This is a genomic window from Delftia sp. ZNC0008 (genome assembly GCF_000799035.1).
GTDB lineage: Bacteria > Pseudomonadota > Gammaproteobacteria > Burkholderiales > Burkholderiaceae_C > Comamonas > Comamonas tsuruhatensis.
This window is the reverse complement of the sequence record NZ_JTKZ01000767.1, coordinates 1-3,072: the sequence shown is the minus strand read 5'-3', so window position 1 is coordinate 3,072 and position 3,072 is coordinate 1. Positions and strand designations below refer to the sequence as shown.

The following is a 3,072-nucleotide window of genomic DNA, read 5'->3' as shown; positions in this document are numbered from 1 at the left end:
CTGGCCGCCGCCATGCCCGATGCTGCTGCAGCACCTGCAGCACCTGCAGCACCTGCAGCACCTGCAGCACCTGCAGCCGTGGAAGCAGCTGCGCGGGAGGCAGCCACCAGCCGGGCCAACGACCTGCCCGAGCCGACCGATGCCCAGAAGGAGGCGGGCAACTACAAGAAGGGCCACGTCCGCCTGAACGGCCTGGACATCAGCATCGAGAACCCGGCCGGCAGCCGCCGCCGGCCTGAATGGCCGCCCCTGAAGAACCACTACGGATACTTCAAGGGTTCTGTGGGCGCGGACAAGGACCATGTGGACGTGTTCATGACTGACCGCGCGAGCGACCCGGACCTGCCGGTGTTCGTCGTGGACCAGGTGAACCGCGATGGCTCGTTCGATGAGCACAAGGTGGTGCTGGGTGCGGCCGACGAGGCCGATGCGCGGGCCACCTACCTCGGCAACTATGAGAAGGGCTGGACGGGCCTCGGCGCGATCACGCAGATGACGCAGGACGAGTTCAAGGCCTGGCTGCGTAATCCGGCGAAGACGAAGAGGCCGGCCGGCACGCTGCCCGGCGCAGCGCCTGTGCCCACGAAGAAGCCGCGCGGCGTCCTGGCCAAGAAGGCCGCGGCCGAGGAGGTTGCCCGCGCCGACTACTTCACCCCGGGCAACATCGTGAAGGGCTACGGGGATAGCCATGTCCGCGTGGTTTCATACACGCCGGCCAATGCCGATGGCGTCTGGAGCGTGACGGTACGCCAGGTGGAGAAGCAGGGATCAGGCTGGCAGGATGTGCCGGGCGTGCGCGAGCGCAGCCATGCCACGCAGCCCAGCGCACGCGAATTGAAGGCCGGGCCGGTGGAGCGCACTGAGGAACTGCCATTCCGCCGTGGCGAGGCCGAAGGCCAGGGCCTGACCGATGACCAGATGGCCAACCTGCTGCGCATCATGCGGCCCGAGCCGGCGGCGTTTTCCGATGCCGCCCGTGCACAGGCCGTGGGCCAGGTGCGCGAGACGGTGGATGCCATCCGCAAGGGTTGGAGCAACGGGCCAGAAGTCGTCGTGGCCTTCGACATGAACGACCCAGCAGTGCCCGAGGCGGCGCGGCGCGCGGATTTGCGCCAGCGCAGCGGCGGCGCCAGCGGCGCGCCCGAGGGCTTCTACTGGCGCGGAAAGGCCTACCTGCTGGCCAGCAAGCTGAACACGCCGGCCGACGCGGCCCGCGTGCTGCACCACGAGGTTCTGGGCCACCACGGCCTGCGCGGCATGTTCGGGCCGGAGCTGAACAAGATCCTCAACCAGGTGGCCACCATGCGCCAGGCGGAGGTGGCGGCGAAGATCAAGGAATATGGGCTGCGCGGCGTCACTGACCTGAGCCGGCGCCATGCGGCCGAGGAAGTGCTGGCAGAGATGGCCGAGAAGACGCCGCAGCTGCATTTCGTGCGCCGTGCCGTGGCCGCCATCCGCAACTGGCTGCGGGCCAACGTGCCCGGGTTCAAGGGTCTGAAGCTGAGCGATGCCGACATCATCCAAGGCTACATCCTGCCGGCGCGCGAGTTTGTGGAGCGCGGGCAGCGCGCCGCGACCGACCGCATCGAGCCTGTGTTCAGCCGGTCGGACTCGCCGGCCATCACTCCGGATGCCATCATCGGCAGCACGCTGGGCAGCGCATCGAAGCATCCCGACTACGCTGCGGCCAAGGCAGGGGACGTTGCAGCCGCGACGCGCCTGGCCGTGGACCTCGTGACGCCTGAGATGGCGGCGAAGGTGGCAGCTGCGCTGGGTGGTGCGCGGCCGCGCGTGCTGCCGGTGGCTGCCGAAGAGTCCAGTGGTCGCAACAAGATCCCGCGCGCCGTGGCCGAAGTCCTGGCGGCACGCCTGGGCCTGGAAACGACGACGGGCATCGTGCAGGCGAATCGCGCGCGGCGCACCGGCCTGGATGGACTGGACCGCATCTTTGCACCTGTCGATTTCGCGGGCACCGTAGAGCCGGGCGACTACCTCCTGGTGGATGACACCCTCACGCAGGGAGGCACGTTCGCGGCCCTGGCCAGCCACATTCATGAAGGTGGAGGCAATGTGGTGGGCGTGGTTGCGTTGACCGGCAAGCAGTACAGTGCAAAAATCCAGCCCTCTCCCGAAACCCTGGCCTCCCTCCGTCAAAAACATGGTGACCTCGAAGACCAATTCCGCACAGCCACAGGCTACGGCTTCGACGCGCTCACCGAGTCTGAGGCCCGATACCTCTCGCGGTTCGAGCCGGCTCAGCGACTCCGAGATCGAATCGCTGAAGAAGGACGACGCGCAGGCGAGCGCGCAGATCAAGGCAATCCTCGCCAAGGCGATGCAGGCGACGAACTGAGCTTCAGCCGCTCACGGCTTTCGGAGATCAAGGACAGCGCTCTGGACCAGCTCCAGAAGACGATGTCCCACCCGGGCAAGGTCTCTGTCTGGGACAAGACCATCGGCACCATGCGCCACCTGGCCGAACGCGCGCCAGCTTTCAAGCCGGTCTACGAGACCGCCCAGCGCAATATCGATGACGTGTCTATGCTGGCCAACGATGCGGCCGACCGGGCGCCGCGCCTGCTGCCGCGTGTGGACACCATCGGCGACCTCGTGGGCAAGAACCGCAAGACGCCTGTTTCCGCCGTCGACAACAAGGCCGTGGCGAAGCCTCTCTTCGAGGGCACGCTGCTGTGGGGCAGGGACGTGGACGGCAAGGCCGTGCTGGTGGACGAGCTGACCAAGAAGTACGGCAACCTGCCCGCAGACGACAAGGCCCAGCTGCTGCTGCGTGCCGGCCGTCTGGACGACCGCATGCTGCGCGCCTGGCGCGGTCTGCCGCTGGCCCAGTACGAAGCGCTGGTGAATTCGCGCTTCGAAAGCAAGATGCTCAAGGCCGGCGCGGTCTGGACGGATGCCGAGCTGCAGACGATGTTCGGCGCCACGCCCAACCAGATTGCCCTGTACCGCGAAGCCCGCGCGGCCATTGACCGCTCCATCGACATGACTGCCCGCGCGGACATGATGCGCGCGCTGGGCGACGAGTACGCCGGCCTGCGCGACATGGTGCTGGAC

Annotated in this window: 1 pseudogene; it reads left to right on the top strand. The window is 67.6% G+C overall.

What is annotated here, in order from left to right:
• Positions 1 to 12: 12 nt before the first annotated feature.
• Positions 13 to 3,072, top strand: a pseudogene (locus L995_RS24840) (hypothetical protein); the annotation flags it as partial.